The organism is Nocardiopsis oceani (assembly GCF_054777395.1).
This window is the reverse complement of sequence record NZ_BAAHAR010000007.1, coordinates 94,242-109,744: the sequence shown is the minus strand read 5'-3', so window position 1 is coordinate 109,744 and position 15,503 is coordinate 94,242. Positions and strand designations below refer to the sequence as shown.

Annotated in this window: 13 protein-coding genes; 8 read left to right on the top strand and 5 right to left on the bottom strand. The window is 70.7% G+C overall.

The window, feature by feature from the left end; genetic code table 11:
- Window positions 1-42 precede the first annotated feature (42 nt).
- From ACYVDG_RS05585 to pdxA, 5 genes are all read left to right on the top strand, one after another.
- The gene (locus tag ACYVDG_RS05585) at window positions 43-408 is read left to right on the top strand and encodes a winged helix-turn-helix transcriptional regulator (protein ID WP_460747243.1); all 366 of its coding nucleotides are present in this window, start codon (window positions 43-45) and stop codon (window positions 406-408) included.
- A gap of 114 nt (window positions 409-522) precedes the next feature.
- Window positions 523-1,296 (top strand): DeoR/GlpR family DNA-binding transcription regulator, encoded by a 774-nt coding sequence (locus ACYVDG_RS05580; protein ID WP_460747241.1) that lies wholly within the window; start codon window positions 523-525, stop codon window positions 1,294-1,296.
- Between the two features lie 43 nt (window positions 1,297-1,339).
- Window positions 1,340-2,719 (top strand): GntP family permease, encoded by a 1,380-nt coding sequence (locus ACYVDG_RS05575; RefSeq protein WP_460747239.1) that lies wholly within the window; start codon window positions 1,340-1,342, stop codon window positions 2,717-2,719.
- Window positions 2,720-2,752: 33 nt separating this feature from the next.
- Window positions 2,753-4,171, top strand: a complete 1,419-nt coding sequence (locus ACYVDG_RS05570) for a four-carbon acid sugar kinase family protein (protein WP_460747238.1) — start codon at window positions 2,753-2,755, stop codon at window positions 4,169-4,171.
- Window positions 4,168-5,193 carry a 4-hydroxythreonine-4-phosphate dehydrogenase PdxA gene (gene pdxA, locus ACYVDG_RS05565; RefSeq protein WP_460747237.1) on the top strand — a complete coding sequence of 342 codons (1,026 nt, stop codon included), beginning with the start codon at window positions 4,168-4,170 and terminating at the stop codon, window positions 5,191-5,193. Before ACYVDG_RS05570 ends, pdxA begins: the two co-directional genes overlap by 4 nt.
- Before the next feature lie 25 nt (window positions 5,194-5,218).
- Here pdxA and ACYVDG_RS05560 read toward each other — a convergent pair whose 3' ends face one another.
- Together ACYVDG_RS05560 and ACYVDG_RS05555 are read right to left on the bottom strand one after the other, a co-directional pair.
- Window positions 5,219-6,493, bottom strand: coding sequence for an MFS transporter (locus tag ACYVDG_RS05560; RefSeq protein ID WP_460747236.1), 1,275 nt, complete (start codon window positions 6,491-6,493; stop codon window positions 5,219-5,221).
- A 76-nt stretch (window positions 6,494-6,569) separates the two neighbouring features.
- Window positions 6,570-7,253 carry a GntR family transcriptional regulator gene (locus ACYVDG_RS05555; RefSeq protein WP_460747235.1) on the bottom strand — a complete coding sequence of 228 codons (684 nt, stop codon included), beginning with the start codon at window positions 7,251-7,253 and terminating at the stop codon, window positions 6,570-6,572.
- Window positions 7,254-7,333: 80 nt separating this feature from the next.
- Between ACYVDG_RS05555 and ACYVDG_RS05550 the strand changes: the two genes are divergently transcribed.
- Window positions 7,334-8,227 (top strand): phosphotransferase, encoded by an 894-nt coding sequence (locus tag ACYVDG_RS05550; RefSeq protein ID WP_460747234.1) that lies wholly within the window; start codon window positions 7,334-7,336, stop codon window positions 8,225-8,227.
- A gap of 1 nt (window position 8,228) precedes the next feature.
- Here the strand turns inward: ACYVDG_RS05550 and ACYVDG_RS05545 are convergent, their stop codons facing one another.
- Together ACYVDG_RS05545 and ACYVDG_RS05540 are read right to left on the bottom strand one after the other, a co-directional pair.
- Complete coding sequence (locus tag ACYVDG_RS05545) at window positions 8,229-10,028, bottom strand: ABC transporter ATP-binding protein (protein ID WP_460747233.1); 1,800 nt, start codon at window positions 10,026-10,028, stop codon at window positions 8,229-8,231.
- Window positions 10,025-11,770, bottom strand: coding sequence for an ABC transporter ATP-binding protein (locus ACYVDG_RS05540; RefSeq protein ID WP_460747232.1), 1,746 nt, complete (start codon window positions 11,768-11,770; stop codon window positions 10,025-10,027). Before ACYVDG_RS05540 ends, ACYVDG_RS05545 begins: the two co-directional genes overlap by 4 nt.
- Window positions 11,771-11,997: 227 nt before the next feature.
- Between ACYVDG_RS05540 and ACYVDG_RS05535 the strand changes: the two genes are divergently transcribed.
- Both ACYVDG_RS05535 and ACYVDG_RS05530 read left to right on the top strand, forming a co-directional pair.
- Entirely contained in the window at window positions 11,998-12,765 is a 768-nt protein-coding gene (locus ACYVDG_RS05535; RefSeq protein ID WP_460747285.1) for a siderophore-interacting protein, read from the top strand.
- Window positions 12,766-12,877: 112 nt separating this feature from the next.
- A complete protein-coding gene (locus ACYVDG_RS05530) occupies window positions 12,878-13,879 on the top strand; it encodes an iron-siderophore ABC transporter substrate-binding protein (RefSeq protein ID WP_460747230.1) in 1,002 nt (333 codons plus the stop codon).
- A gap of 101 nt (window positions 13,880-13,980) precedes the next feature.
- Here the strand turns inward: ACYVDG_RS05530 and ACYVDG_RS05525 are convergent, their stop codons facing one another.
- Complete coding sequence (locus tag ACYVDG_RS05525) at window positions 13,981-15,495, bottom strand: tripartite tricarboxylate transporter permease (RefSeq protein WP_460747229.1); 1,515 nt, start codon at window positions 15,493-15,495, stop codon at window positions 13,981-13,983.
- Between the last annotated feature and the right edge of the window lie 8 nt (window positions 15,496-15,503).

Sequence of the window (15,503 nt, the reverse complement as noted above, 5' to 3'; positions counted from 1 at the left end):
CATTCCATCAGTGGGGTACACACCTTTTGGTAAGTTAGGAGAATGGAAGCCAGAGAGAAGCCCATCGCGCTCGGCCCGCCGCCCCTGGACGGCCGGTACCTTCCGGCGGACTGCCCCTCCCGCACCCTGCTGCGCGACATCACGAGCAAGTGGGGGGTCCTCGTCCTGGTCGCCCTCTCCGGGGGGCCGCACCGCTGGAGCGACCTGCGCCACGGGATCGACGGGATCAGCGAGAAGATGCTCGTCCAGACCCTGCGCACCCTGGAGTCGGACGGCCTCGTGGCCCGCGAGGCCCAACCGGTGGTGCCGCCCCACGTCGAGTACTCCCTGACGACCAGCGGCGATGAGGTGACCGCGCTCCTCCTCCCCCTCCTGGACTGGGTCCAGAACCACGTCGCACAGGAGTGAGACAACCCCTGCTTGCTCATTTCAAGCAGATCCAGGAACACCCCTTGCGCTTGCTGCCCATTTCATTCATGGTGACCAGAATCACTTGATCGAAATGAGCAGCAAGGAGGCCGGGTGCGCCACCAGAAGCTCCTGGACGCGGTGACCGACGGGGTCCAGCGCGTGGACGACCTCGCGCAGGAGCTGGGGGTCAGCCCGTCGACCGTGCGGCGCGGCCTCACCGAACTCGAACAGGCCGGAAAGGTGGTGCGCACCCACGGCGGCGCGGTCCTGGCCCCGGCCGCCGAGCTGTCCTGGGTGCAGAAGGGGCGGCAGCACACCCAGGAGAAGCGGCGCATCGCCGAACACGCCGCCGCGATGGTCGAGGACGACCACACGGTCATCCTCGACGCGGGCAGCACCACCACCCTCGTGGCCGAGCGGCTCTCCGCCCGTTCCGGCCCCACCGTGCTGACCACCGGTACCGGTCCCATGTCGGTCCTGTTCGACGCCGAGGGGATCGAACTGATCCTGGTCGGCGGCCGCGTCCGGCACCGCCGGGGCGCCTTGGTCGGCGAGTACACCCGCGGCGTCCTGGAACGGATCAACGCCGACCTCGCCTTCCTCGGCGCCGACGGCCTGGTCCCCGGGCGCGGGATCAACTGCCCCAGTCCCGAACTGGCCGCGGTCAAGGAGCTCCAGGCCCGCGCGGCCCGGCACACCGTGGTCGTGGCGGACTCCAGCAAGGTCGGCGCCGACACCGAGGCCCACTGGGCCGTGCTCCCCGGCCCCTACACCCTCATCACCGACGACGGGCTCAGCGGTGCCGCCCGCCGGGCCCTCGAGGCCGACCCGCGCTGCACCCAGCTCGTCGTCGCCCCGCCCCACTCACCCCCCGAACGGGTCTGAGCCCTCGAAAGGGCCGAGGCCCGCCCCCAGAAAGGGGAACCGTATGGAACCGCACCTGCTCGCGGCGCTGCTCCTGGGCGTGGGCGCCGCCGTCGCGCTCATCCTGTGGAGCCGCCTCGACGCCTTCGTCGGTCTGTTGGTCGGCGCCCTAGTCACCGGAACCGTCGCCGGCATGCCTCCGGTGGAGCTGATCGAACACCTCACCGAGGGCTTCGGTAGCACCCTGGCGGGGATCGGCATCGTCATCGTGATGGGTGTGATGATCGGCAAGGTCCTGGAGGAGAGCGGCGGCGCGGACGCCCTGGCCAAGATGTTCGTCCGCATGGCCGGGAAGGGCCGCGAGGACGTCGCGATGACCTCCACCGGCGCTGTCGTCTCCGTCCCCGTCTTCTGCGACTCCGGGTTCGTCATCCTGCACCCGCTGGCCAAGTCGCTGGCCCGGCGCTACGGGAAGCCGCTGGTCGTAGTCTCCCTCGCCCTGGCCGGGGGCCTGTCGGTCACCCACCACATGGTGCCGCCGACACCGGGACCGCTGGCCGCGGTCGGGCTTCTCGGAGCCGACATGGGCACGGTCGTGATCGCGGGTTCGATCTTCTCCCTGTTCCTGCTGCCGGTCGTGGTGGTCTACTCCCGCGTGGTCGGGCGCCGGTTGGAGCGCCACCTCGATCCCACCCTGGTCAAGGCGGGTGGCGGCGGGACCGCCGACGCGGAGGTACCGCGGACCGCGGACGGACGCCCGATCACCGAAGAGCCCCCGGACCCGCCGATCAGCGCACTGCGCGCGCTCGTCCCGCTCCTGCTGCCGCTGGCCCTCATCATCGGCCAGACCGTGAGCGAGGCGGCGCTCCCCGGTACTCAGACGGCCGAGGTGTTCGCCTTCATCGGCGCGCCGCCCGTCGCGCTGGGGATCGGACTGATCATCGCCGTGTACCTGCTCCCCCCGGCTGGAACCCCGCGCAGCACCGTCGTCGGCTGGCTGACAGTGGCGGCCTCCTCCGCGGGCATGATCGTCTTCGTCACCGGTGCGGGCGGCGCGTTCGGCGCGGTGCTGCAGGAGTCCGGGGTCGGAGACGCCCTGGCCGATGCCGTCGCCGGGTGGCCGGTGCCCCTGGTGCTGGTGCCGTTCCTCATCGCCACCTTCGTGCGCCTCGCCCAGGGTTCGGGGACCGTCGCCATCATCACCGCGGCCACCCTCAGTGCGCCCCTGGCGGGCGCGGGCGGGATCGACCCGGCGCTGGCCGTTCTGGCCGCCTGCTCGGGCTCCTTCATCTTCTCCTATGTCAGCGACTCCTACTTCTGGGTGGTTACGCGGTTCACCGGCCTGTCCGGGATGCCCGCCATGAAGATGTGGAGCGGAATGACCACGACGCTCTGGTTGTGCAGCCTCCCGCTGCTGGGTGTCGCGGCGCTGGTTCTGGGATAGGCGCCCGTTCTGGGATGGAACAGGAGGTCTGGCATGGCCCGGATACTCGTCGTCGCGGACGACCTCACCGGGGCGAACGCCACCGGGGCCCGGTTCGCCCGGTCGGGTCTGCGCGTCGCCACGGTGGGGCCCGAACGCGCGGCCCGCGCGGCCGAGGACTACGACGTGGTGGTCGTCGACCTGAACAGTCGGCACCTTCCGGCCGCGCGGGCGGCCGAGCTGGTGGCCCGGGTCGTGGCTTCGGTTCCGCCGGTCCCGCTGGTGGTCAAACGGACCGACACCACGCTGCGTGGCAATATCGGCGCGGAGCTGGAGGCCGCGTGGCGCACGGTCCGCGAGCGGATCCCGGCCGCAACCCGGGTCCGGGTCCTGTTCGCTCCGGCCTTCCCCGAGTCCGGCCGCGTGACCGTAAACGGCCTCCAGCTCCTGGACGGGGTGCCCTTGGAGCGGACCGAGCTCGCCCTCGACCCGCTCACGCCCGCCGACAGCAGCGTCGTCACCGACATCGTCGCCCGGCAGAGCCGGCTGGGGGTGCGCCGGGTGAGTATCGGCGAGGTGACCGGGCCCGGCCTCGCCGACCGCCTCGCCGCGGGGACCGAACCCGTGGTGCTGTGCGACGCCCTCACCGAACAGCACCTGGGCGACCTCGCACGAGCCGCCGCGGAGGTGCGGCGGCGCGACGGGACCGTGTGGGTGACCGCTGATCCCGGACCCTGCGGTGCCCTACTGGCCGAGGCCCTCGGCCTGTCCGGGGGCGAGACGGTCAGGGCCGGTCCCCTGCTGGCGGTGGTGGGCAGCGCGACCTCCCTCACCCGGCGCCAGCTCGACGCGGTCGACCGGGCGGGCGGCGTGCGGTTCGTGGACGTGGACGCCCGTGCGCTCGGCGAAGGCGGAGCCGACGACGCGGACCTGCTGCGGGACCGGGTCGCCGAGCAGCTGGCGCGGGCGATCTTCCCGGAGACCGTGGTGGTACGCACCGCCTCCGCCGCCCACGACGTGGTCGACCTGCCTCTGGAGGCCAAGCGCGCACTGCCCCAGCGGTTGGCGGCCCTGGTCTCCGAGGCGGCACTGGCCTCACCCGTCCGGCCCGGCGGCCTGTACACCAGCGGCGGCGACGTGACCACGGCCGTCCTCGACGCACTCGGTGCGCACGCCTTCGAGGTGAGCGGCGAGGTGGTTCCGCTGGCCGTCCACGGCCACCTGGCCGGAGGGCCGCTCGACGGCACCGCCGTGGTCACCAAGGGCGGTCTCGTCGGCGCCGACAACACCGTTCTGGAGTGCCTGACCTGGTTGCGCGAGGCCGTTCGGGCCAAGGCGCGCACCGTCCCCGCGGCCTTGGGCCGCGACCGCCCCGCCGTGCCCTACCCGGACACGGCGGGCACACCGGACTCGTACCCGGCGGGGCACCACTCAGAGGCACCCCGCCCCCGACAAGGAGGAACCCCGACATGACAGAACGCCCGATCCTGGCCGTGACCGTGGGCGATCCGGTCGGCATCGGACCGGAGATCACCGTGCGCACGCTCGCGGAGGCCGGTACCGGGGCGCCCGCGCGCGGAGTGGTGGTGGCCGATCCGTCCGTGCTGGCCAGAGCCGCGCACCTGTGCGGGCTCGAGGTCGAGATCCGCTCCGTCGCCGCGTGGGACGACCTCCCGCCCGAGCGGGAGGGTGTGATCGACTGCCTCGACATCGGGGTCCTCGGCGACACGGAACTCCCCTGGGGCGAGGTCCACGAGCGGGCGGGCACCGCGGCGGTGCGGGCCATCGAGGTCGCCGCCCGCGCCGCGATGGCCGGTGAGGTCTCCGGGATCGTCACCGGTCCGATCAACAAGGAAGCCATCTGGGCGGCGGGCAGCGAACACCTCGGACACACCGAGATGCTCGGTGCACTCACCGGTGTCACCAGCCAGAACACCATGTTCGTGGTGCGCGGCAAGAAGATCTTCTTCGCCACCCGGCACGTGTCGCTGCGCCGGGCCCTCGACCAGATCAGCCAGGAGCAGCAGGTCCGGTGTATCGACGAGGCGCTGACCGCGCTGCGGGTGTTCGGCGAGGACGAGCCCAGCCTCGCCGTCGCCGCCGCCAACCCGCACGGCGGGGAGAACGGCGCCTTCGGCGACGAGGAGATCGTTCACATCACCCCGGCTGTGCAGGACGTGCGCGAGCGGGGCGCGGACGTGCACGGCCCGGTGCCCGCCGACTCGGTCTTCCACCAGCTCCTCCAGGGCCGCTTCGACGGGGTCCTGTCGCAGTACCACGACCAGGGCCACATCGCGGCCAAGACCTTCGACTTCGACGGCACCATCTCGGTCACCGTCGGGCTACCGATCCTGCGCACCTCGGTGGACCACGGAACCGCCTTCGACATCGCCGGTCAGGGGATCGCGGACCCGGGCACCATGAAGTCCGCGTTCCTGCACGGGGCCGACTTCGCCCGCTTCGCCGACCGTATCCGTGCCGAGTACGGGAACTGAGGCGGAAACGGGGTCAGCTCCGCCGTCACCTGCCTTCGGCGGCGGGCAGGTGGCGGCGCCAGCACACCGCGACGACGAGCACGCACAGCAGCGCGAGCGCCGCGCCGACCGCGAACATGGCCGGGTAGCCGAACCAGGGGGCCAGTGCCGCCAGCACGGCCGGGACGAAGAACCCCAGGTAGGTGAGGGAGTAGTAGACGGCGGTGAGCCCGGCCAAGCCGTCCGGGCCCGCGATGCGCTGGGTCTCCTGGAGTCCGGAGACCAGCAGCAGCCCGTAGGCGGAGCCCAGTACCGCCGCGGCGACCAGTGCGGCTGGGACGCTGAGGACGGTGGCCGCCCACACGGCGAGGGCCATGCCCCCGGCGGTGGCGCCCAGGGCGACGGCGACCGCGCGCGAGGAGTGGGGGCTGTCGACGCGCTTGGCGACCTGCTGGCTCAGAACGCCGAAGGCCAGCGCCACCAGGCACATCAGGCCGGAGAAGCCGACCTCGTAGCCGGGCACCCGGTGGGCGAGCAGGTTGGGCAGGACGGCGTAGGCGCTCGCCGCCGTGCCGAACACCCACGGCGCCATGGGCACGACCACCAGGAAGAAGCGCCGGTGTCCGACCGCCGGAACCCTCAGGTCGTCCCTGAGCCGCCGCTTGCCGGACGCCTTTCGCAGTGTCTCCGGGACCCGGAGCGCGGCGGCCGCGAGGAGGAGGGTGATCGCGATGTTCACGGCGTAAGGCAGCACGGCGGGCATCGGGGCGAACTGGGCGGTGGCGGCCGCGACCACGGCACCGAGGAGGAAACCGAGGGTCAGGGAGAGGGAGGCGCGGCTGGCCCCGGCCCCCGCCCATGCCCCGGGGTCGAACGGCGCTTGAGAGAGCTCCTTGACCCAGCTGGCGCCCACGGCCATCGCCAGACCGAGCGCGAGACCCGAGAAAACGCGCCCGGCGAAAAGCAGGGCGACCGAATCCGAGCCGAGGGCGAGCAGGGCGCCTCCGGCCACGCAGAGGAGCGGGGCGGGGATCATGAGGGGTCGGCGCCCGTACCGGTCGGACAGCGGCCCGCCGACCAGCAGCGCGGGCACGATACCCAGGACGTAGGCGCCGAGCAGTATGTTGACGATCTGGGTGCTCATACCGCTGTCCAGGCGGTACATGACGAGGAGCGGGGTGAACTGGTTACCGCCCCAGGCGACCGCGAAGAGCAGCCCGCAGGCACCCCACCAGGCAGGCAGGCCCCGGCGCCGCGGCGTCCGGGATTCCGCGCCGTGCCTCGGTGGGCGCGGCGGTCTGGTGGTCGTGGCGGTGGCCATGGCAGTGACTTCCTCAGCGGGTGTTGGGCGGGTGGCGGGTACCCGGGCCTTCAGGGGCCCGACGGGGTCGGACGGGTCACACGCCGGGTCCGTGGATGTCGCTCAGGTGCTCGGAGGTGGCGCGGGCGAAGCCCTCGGCGTCCCCCTCCTCGATGAGGGCCGCGAGCCGGGTGTGCTGTTCGATCACCCGCTCGGCCCGCGCGCTGTCGGCGCTGATCGACTGCGTGGTCATGCGCCGGTGCCGGTCCTGGAGCAGCTGGTAGAAGCCTTGGAGGACCGAGTTTCCGCCCGCGGCGACCACTTCGCGGTGGAACTCGACATCGGCCCTGGTGAAGGTGGCGAGGTCGTCCGCGTCCCAGGCGCGCCGCTGTTGGCCGATCACCTCGCGCAGGCGCAGGACCAGCCGGTCGGCACCGCCGGAGGACGAGCACACGGTGCGCACCGCGGCGGACTCGATGAGTTGGCGGGCTTCGAGCACCTCCCGGAACTCGTGCGGCGGGACCGGCCGCACCATGGCTCCGCGTTTCGGATAGAGGCGCATCCAGCCCTCGGCTTGGAGCTGGAGGAAGGCTTCGCGCACAGGCGTCCTGCTCATGCCCAGTTCAGCGGCGACCTGCCCCTCGCTGAGCATGCTCCCGTCCTCGACCTCCCCGTCGAGGATCCGGTTCCGGACGAGGGTGTAGGCCCGCCCCGCGGCGGACTCGGGTGTCAGTGCCGCGCCGACCATGGCCCCCGGCACACCGAAACCGCTCTCGCCCATGCGCCCTCCCACCATAGATACAACATAGATACTAGTTGCATACTAGACGATGCCGCTCTGACGGAGGAATACCGACCGGTGTGCGACGCGACACCGCCGACTACACCCCGAAGGGCACCGGGAGCGCGGTCAACCGCGTAAGCGCACGTGATAAACCCGGCGACGTCGTTGGTCGTCTCCGCGATCATGGCGACGTGGAAGAGGTCGAGGTCGTCGTTGCCCATCGCGAGCGCGCGACCCTGCGCGTCGGTGACGTGTACCTCAAGATCGACCCTGGTCAGAGGCGCACCGATGTGGAGGTCGGGGCGATGGCCGTGGCACCGGTCCCGACTCCCGAGGTCCTGTGGCATAAGCCGCCGGTGCTCGCGCTCGCCGCCCTCCCAAGGGCGGCACTCGGTCGACTCGGCGAGCCGTCGGACGCGTCATCGGCGGCGTGGGCTGCTGCGGGCGCCGCCCCACGGAAGCTGAACGGCGCGCCCCTGCCGCCATGGCCCGGTCCGAGCCTCGACGATCTGACCTCGAACCTCGCCCGCGAATGCGACTGGCTCGTCAAGAATGGCGTCCTTCCCCCCGACGTTGTCGTACGCAACCGGTGCGTCGCCGAGGCTGCGCTCAGGCACTGGACACCGTCATTCACACACGGTGACCTGAAACTCACCCACGTATTCGTCGACGGTGACGACATCACCGGCGTGATCGACTGGTCCGAGGCTTGCCAGGGCGATGCCCTGTTCGATCTCGCCATCCTGACATTCGGACACGAAGAGCACCTTGGCGACGTCGTCGCCGGCTACGGCACCGACGTCGACCTCGACGTGATCCGCGCGTGGTGGTCGTTGCGAAGCCTGCTGGCTGGTCGAGCACGGCTTCGACCCGTTCGTGCCGGGCTGCGAGGTCGACGTGCCGAGGTCCCGGATGTGAGGCCGTACGAGCCCGACGGTGACAGAGCCGGACGCCTTCGGTCAGCCCTCTGAGTCAGCCCTGCCAGCTGCGCCAGAGGCGGGCGTACCGTCCCTCCCGGGCGACGAGCTCCTCGTGGGTGCCCTCCTCGACGATCCCGCCCCGGTCCATGAGGACCACCCGGTCGGCGGCCTGGGCCTGGGTGAGGCGGTGCGCGACCACCAGGGTGGTGCGGCCCTTGGTGGCGGCAGCCGCGGCTTCCTCCAAGCGGCGGGCGCCGGAGCTGCCCGCTTCCGCGGTGGCCTCGTCGAGTACGGCGAGGTCGGGGTCGGCCAGGACCAGGCGGACCAGGGCCAGGTGCTGGGCCTGTTCGGCGGTGAGTGCGTGGCCGCCCTCGCCGACGACGGTGTCCAGCCCCTCGGGCAGAGCACGCACCCAGTCGAGCGCGCCCACGGTCTCCAGGGCCGCCTCGGTCTCCTCGCGTGCGGCACCGGCGCGGGCCAGGCGCAGGTCGTCGAGGAGGGTTCCGGCGAACACGTGGGTCTCCTGGCTGACCAGGAAGACGTGCTCGCGCACGCGCTGCTCGCCGAGTTCGTCGAGGGGGATCCCGCCGAGGAACACCGTCCCTGCGGTGGGGGTGCGCAGACCCGCGATGACGGCGGCGAGGGTGGTCTTGCCCGCGCCGCTGGCACCCACGAGCGCCACCCGCTCCCCCGGGGCGACTTTGAGGGACACCCGGTCCAGGGCCTTGGGGGTCCCCGGCCCGTAGGTGTGGCTGACCGCCTCCACCCGCAGGGAGGAACCGGCCGGGCCCTCCTCCGCGTCCGGGTCCTCGGCGACGGGCAGGTCGACGACCCCGGCCAGGCGGGCCAGGCTCGCCCCGGCCTGCTGTACGTCGTTGAAGTTCATCACCAGGAAGCCGAGCGGCCCGAAGAGCCGGTGGAAGTACAGGGCGGCCGCGGTGACCATCCCGACGGTGGCGATGTCGTCGCGGACCAGGAAGAAGCCCACGACCAGCACGGCGCCCAGACCCACGAACTCCGAGCCGTTCATGCGCGCGCCGAGCCTCGTGAACAGGCGGAACACGTCGAGGGTGAGGTGCATCGCGGTGCGGGAGCGGTCGGCGATGCGCTGCTCGTGCTCCTCCTCCAGCCGGTAGGCGCGCACGGTGTCGCGGCCGCGCAGGGCACCCATCAGGGCGTGGGAGCGCTCGCCCATGGCGACGCGCTCGCGCGCGTAGTAGGGGCCCGACTTGGGCATGTACCAGCGCACCGCCCAGACGTAGAAAGGCAGGGCGGCCAGTCCGGCCAGGCCCAGGCGCCAGTCCAGGGCGGACATTCCGGCGGTGGTGAGCACGACGACGGCCAGGGCGGTGACCACCTCGGGGCCGTTGCGGGCGATGGCGTTGCCGACCACGGCGACGTCGTCGCCGACCCGCGAGAGCAGGTCACCGATCCGCACCTTCTCCAGGCGCGCGGCGTGCATGTGCAGGACGCGTTCCATCACGCGTTCACGCAGCCGGGCCAGGATGGTCTCACCGACCCGGCTGACCTGCCAGGCACCGAGCCCGACCAGGACACCTCCCACCACCGCGGCCCCGGCGATGATCGCGGCCGAGCGAAGGATGGCGTCCAGGCCCGATCCGTCGGAGATGTCGTCGACCATCTGCCCGAGGACCCAGGGGGCCACGAGGCCGACGGCGCTGCCCGCGAGGACGGTGGCCAGGGCGAGGGCCGTGGCCCAGGGTGTGGAGCGGACACCGTCGCCCAGGACGGCCCAGGTCCGTTTGGCGGTGGCCGTGGGCAGGAGGTCGGGGCCGCTCCGCGGCCTACCGGGCTCCTCAGGCCGGTCCTGGACAGGGGCTTCCGTGCTCAACGCAGCACCGCCTCGCGGTAGTGGGGGTCGTCCTCGGCCAGTCGTGCGTGGGTGCCCAGGGCGTGCACCCTGCCTTCGCGCAGAACCACCACTCGGTCGGCGCGGGCCAGCAGGGCCGGGCTGTTCGCGATGACGAGTGTGGCACCAAGGGGGGAGCGCTCGGCGCGCAGGGCGGCCGTGCCCTGGGCGATGGCCTCTTCGGTGACGGCGTCGACGGCGGTGGTGGGGTCGTGCAGAACCAGCACGGGCGGGTCAACGACCAAGGCGCGGGCCAGGGCCACCCTCTGGCGCTGGCCGCCGGAGAGGTTGGCGGCACGGTCGGTGACCGGGCGGTCGAGCCCGTCGGGGTGACCGGTGACCAGGTCCTCGGCGGCAGCCGCGGCCAGGGCGGCCCGGAGCGCGGACTCGTCGGCCACGCGGGCGGGATCGGTGTGCAGGTTGGAGTGGAGGGTGCCCTCGAACAGGACGCTGCCGTGCTCCTCCACCAGCACGGCACCCCGCAGTGCGGTGAGGTCGAGCTCGGCCACGGGGATCCCGCCCACGCGGACGGTACCGCCAGCCCCCTCTGATCGCCCGGCGAGGACGTCGATCAGGGCCTCGGCGTCGCGCGGGTCAGTGGTCAGCACACCGACGAACTCGCCCTGGGCCACCGTCAGGTCGACACCGCCGAGCGTGCGGTGGGTGACGCCCTCGAGCTCCACGGCGTGCGGGACGTCGGGCAGGACACCGGGCAGTATCCGGCCGCCGGTGGTCGTGACCGCGTCGGGGGCGTTGAGGAGGCGGACCAGGCGCTGGGCGGATGCGCGGGCGACGGCGAACATCTGTCCGACCATGCCGAGCGCTTGGACGGGTTCAGAGAGGAACTGGGCCAGGCCGACCACGATCACGAGCTCGCCGATGGTGATGTGCCCTTGGAGGGCCATCCACCCGGCGGTTCCGGCCACGCAGGCCAGGAAGACGGCACCGGCGGCGGTGACCAGTCCCTTGTAGAGGCCGTTGGTGGCGGCGGCACCGACGGAGGCAGTCAGGGCGCGGTCGCTGACGTCCCGGTAGCGCAGGGCGGCGTTGCGTCGGGCACCGATACCCATGAGCACGCGCAGACCGCTGACCAGGTCGGTGGCCATGGCGGTGGCGCGGGCGGCGGTGGCCTGCTTGGCCTCGGTGCGGCGGGTGATGCGCGCCGCGGGCACGCGCAACAGGAGCAGCATCAGCGGGACGCCGAGGAGCACCCCGACGCCGAGGGGGACGTTGATGGAGAGCAGGACGACCGTCGTCACGGTGATGGCGGTGACCTGGGCGATGCCGACGGCCCAGGCACGGGCGTAGCTGGCGGCCTGTTCGGCGTCGGAGGTGGCGACGGCCAGGACCTCGCCGGAGCGCAGGCCGCTGCGTTCACCCCGGGGGTGGAGGACGCGGCGGGCCGACTCCAGGCGCAGCAGGTGGGCCTCGCGTTCGACGGCGCCCAGAGTGAGGCGGGCACCGAAGCGGTAGGCGCTGGCCAGGACGGTGAACAGCAGGGCGAACCCGGACACGCACCACAGCAGGGCGGTGAAGTCACCCGTGGAGACGGCGAGGTCGATGGTGAGGCCGATCGCCACGGGGACGAGCGCCTCGCACGCTTGGTGGAGGGAGAGGAGGACGACCCCGGAACCGACCCGGCCGCGGTGGCGGCGCAGGGTGCGGGAACGCAGGGCCTTGGCTGTGCCGGGTGGGGGTTCGGCGGGGGTCGCACGCGTGGTCATCCGTCTCCTGCTCCCTTGAGTACCGTCCCGACCGGGCACGTGAGTCCGCCCCGACCGGGCAAGACTAGCCACTCGCGGGCTGTCCTCCGACCAGGGGATGACTGGTTTGCGGCTCAGGGGGCGATTTCCATCCACTCGTGATATTGGTTAGCCTAACCTCACACGTCATGGTCGTGCACACCGTCGAAGGGCCCCTGTTGCGCATTCAGTTCCCGCGTCACCGGCAGATGATCCGCGCCCGGGTCGTGCGCACCGAGCAGACCACGGACCACTTCATCACCGTGACCGTCGGCGGCCCCGACCTGGCCCGGTTCGAGTTCCTGGGCCTGGACCAGTGTGTTCGGGTCTTTCTCCGGCGCCCAGGCCAGAACCGGTTGACCCTGCCGGACTCCGCGGACGACAGCTGGTACCCCGAATACCGCGAGATGCCCGATGAGGTGCGCCCCTACGTGCGCAACTACACGATGCGCCGTTTCGACGCCGAGGCCCTGGAGCTGGACATCGAGTTCGTGGCGCACGGCGACGGAGGGCCGGCCTCGGCCTGGGCACTGTCCGCGGGAGAGGGCGACGAGGTGGGCCTGTTCCCTGAGGGGATCTACTACCTGCCGCCGGTCGACACGGACTGGCAGCTGCTGGTCGGTGACGAGAGCGCCGTGCCCGCCCTGATGTCCATCGTCGAGCAGGCCCCTGAGGACCTGCGCGCCCAGGTCTTCCTGGAGGTCCCCTCCCAACGCGACGTGCGGCAGCTGGACGCGCCGCCCGGGGTCGACGTGCACTGGCTGCCGCGCCAGGACCCGCACGCCACCCCCGGGCAGCTGGCCTTGGAAACGGTGCGGAGTACACCCCTGCCCGAGGGGCGCCCGTACTGCTGGGTGGCGGGAGAGAACGGCCTCCCGACCGGGCTGCGGCGCGCACTGGTGCGCGAGCGCTCCGTCCCCAAGAGCGACATCACCTTCGTGGGCTACTGGCGCGCGGGCGTCTCGGGCGTCGACTGACCATAGGCGGCATGTTGGTTGAGGACCCCCTGGGCACACCGGTCACTGAGGGCGCTAATGTGGCCGAGTACAGCTTAGGCAAGGCTAAGCTCATCTTTTTCAGTGAGGTCCCATGAACGTCGGTCCGTCCGCCCGCTTCGGCCTGATCGCCGCCGGTGCCCTGTCCACGGTCCTGCTCGCGGCCTGTGGTGGTGGCGGCTCCGACACCTCGTCGGAGTCCTCCGGCGAGACGGCCGAGGGTTTCCCGGTCACCGTCGAGACCCTCCACGGTGACGTGGAGATCGAGGACCGCCCCGAGAACGTGGCCGCCATGGGCTGGTCCGACGCCGAGACCGCCCTCGCGCTGGGCGTGCAGCCGCTGGGCGTGGCCGACTGGCAGGACTACGGCGGTACCGGCGTGGGCCCCTGGGCCGCGGATCTGTTCGACTCCGAGCCGGTGCAGCTCGGCACCATGGAGCCCAACCTGGAGGCGGTCGCCTCCCTGGAGCCCGACGTCATCCTCGACACCCGCTCCGACCACTCGGAGGAGCGCCACGACACCCTCACTCCGGTAGCACCGGTCGTCGGCCCCCCGCCCGGTGTCGAGGTCACCTACGGGACCACGTGGCAGGAACAGACCCGCCAGGTCGCACAGGCCCTCGGGGAGGACGAGCGCGGCGAGGAGCTGATCACCGGGTTGGAGGACCGCTTCACAGAGCTCCGTGAGGACAACCCCGAGTTCGCCGACACCACCATCGCCGTCGGTGCCTACTACGACGGCCAGTACGGTGCCTACGTGCCGGGCGACTCCCGCGTGGACGTGCTCGCCGACCTGGGCTTCGAGTACAAGCCGGAGGTCACCGAGATGGCCGACGGGGCCTTCTACACCGATCTCAGCCCCGAACTGGTGGAGGTCCTGGACGCCGACCTGACCGTTGTCTTCCCGATCGGCGGCACCGCGCAGACCCTGCACGAGGACCCGGTCCTGCAAGGCATCCCCTCAGCCGAGGACGGCCGCCTGATCATCCTGGACGACCCGGAACTGGCCGACGCCTTCTCCAGCGGCTCCACCCTGGGCATCTCGCACGCCCTGGACGAGATCATCCCGCTCATCCACGAGACCCTAGAGGACTGACGTCCACAGGGGTATCCGCACCCGGCGGTCGCGTCCGTACCGAAACCAGGTTCCGGCACGGACGCGACCGTCCTGTGCGGTGCGGTGCGGAGCGGTGCGGGCTAAGCGGTACGCTCGCCCACCTTGCGCTTGACCCCGGTCCAGACCGGCTTGAGGATTCCCGCGGAAAGGACCGCCACCACGAGTACCCAGATGGTGATCGAAATACCGGAGGCGCCGATCATCGCGCCGAGGTCGCCTTGGTAAGTGACCATTCCCTGGACGAAGTACCGCTCGATCATCGGCCCAAGGACCAGACCCACCAACAGTGATGCCGGGGAGAAGTCGAGCAGTCGCAGGAAGTATCCCAGGATTCCGGACACCAGCACGATGTGCAGGTCGATGAAATTGCTGTTGATGCTGTAGGCGCCAATAGCTGCGATGATAACGATAAACGGAATCATGTAGCGTATCGGGGTCATGATGAGCTTGATCCAGACCCCGATCAAGGGCAGGTTCAACAGCAACAGCATAACATTGGCGATCAGGATGGAAGCGATGACCGACCAGAACAGGTCGGGGCGCTGGGTCGCCAGCAGCGGTCCCGGCTGCACACCCTGCACCGTCATGGCTGAGATCATCAGCGCCAAGGTGGCGGAGAAGGGAATACCGAGCATCAGCACCGGGACGATGCTGCCGATAGTGGCTGAAGAATTGGCCGCCTCAGGTCCGGCTACGCCCTCGACCGCCCCGGTACCCAACTTCTTCCTGTGTTTGGAGACCGTCTGTTCGACCTTATAAGAGCCGAAGGTGGAGAGCGCGGCCGCCGGTCCGGGTATCAGGCCGAATCCGAAGCCGATCAAGGAGCCGCGTCCCCAAGGGGTGATCGAGCGTCTGAACTCTTCCTTGGTCGGGACCAGTTCACGCCAGCGGAGGCGCTTGGGTTTCGGCCGTTTGGAATCCCCGGTGAGCATGAACATCAGCTCAGAGAGTCCGTAGAGTCCGACCGCGACGCTGGCTAGGGCGATTCCCAGGGTCAGGTCCACATGGCCGAACGTGAAGCGGTTCGTCGAACTGTTGACGTCCAAGCCGACCGTTGCCAGCGCCACGCCGATGATCATCGGAAGCAGTCCTGATCCCAGCGATCCTCCGGAGATCCTCGCCAGGACAAGCAGGCCTCCAGCGGTCAGGGCGAAGAACTCGGCGGGACCGAACCGCATAGCTACCCCGGTCACCAGTGGCATGACCAGCAGCACAATACCCAGCCCGATCAGCCCGGAGATGAAGGACCCAACGGTCATAATGGTCAGGGCAGCGCCGCCGCGACCGTTCTTCATCATCGGGTGACCATCGAAAGTGGCAGCCACGGACTGGGCATCACCGGGCATATTAAGCAGGATCGATGTCATCGAACCCGCGAATTGAGTCCCAATGTAGATGCCAGCGATCATGATCATGCCGATCGCCGGCTCATAGGCGAATGTCAGCGGCAGTAGCAGTGCAGCACCGGCCACCGGACCAAGGCCGGGAAGAATTCCGATCAGTGTTCCAGCCAGCGCACCCACAAACGCAGCCACCAGCAGCTCTGGAGAGACTGCCAGTTCAAGCCCGTAAAGAAATCCTTCAATGGTTCCCATAGTTCATG